This is a genomic window from Streptomyces sp. P9(2023) (assembly GCF_032436795.1).
In the GTDB taxonomy this organism is placed as follows: Bacteria; Actinomycetota; Actinomycetes; order Streptomycetales; family Streptomycetaceae; genus Streptomyces.
The window spans coordinates 1-436 of the sequence record NZ_JAUPWM010000170.1; the positions used below are offsets into that span (position 1 = coordinate 1).

Annotated in this window: 1 protein-coding gene; it reads right to left on the reverse strand. The window is 57.6% G+C overall.

Going from position 1 to position 436, the window contains the following annotated elements; translation table 11 throughout:
• A partial coding sequence (locus tag Q5762_RS37205; RefSeq protein ID WP_315896733.1) for a hypothetical protein occupies positions 1–436 on the reverse strand: 436 nt, incomplete at both ends.

The following is a 436-nucleotide window of genomic DNA, read 5'->3' on the forward strand; positions in this document are numbered from 1 at the left end:
GGTGCGATACAAGTTGCAGATCATCATAACTGCCCGGTCTAGATGAACAAGTACAAGACCTTCGCAGCGTTCAACGTTCAGCACGCGGGCGTCCTTGTGCAGGTCGACGATCAAACCCGAAAACATATCCGCTCCCGAACGATCCATTGCCGCGCGGATGGTCGTCAGACTGTTGTCAAAATCAGCGGGCAGGACAACATCGTCTTCAACAATCAACGCCTCAGGAACTGTCTTGTCGCGCAGTTCTCGGAAGATCCGGCGGTAGCTTAAGGCCGCACCCCGCCAGCCAGGAACGGCCTTGAGACCGGGCCAGATGCGAAACCCTGCATCATTCGCCGACAGGAAGCTTTGGGCGCGTTCGGAGCTTTCGGGTAAGCTGATGCACAGTCGCGGGGAAGTCCCGTCTGGGGCGGCCTGCGGATAATCAGTAGCCAAG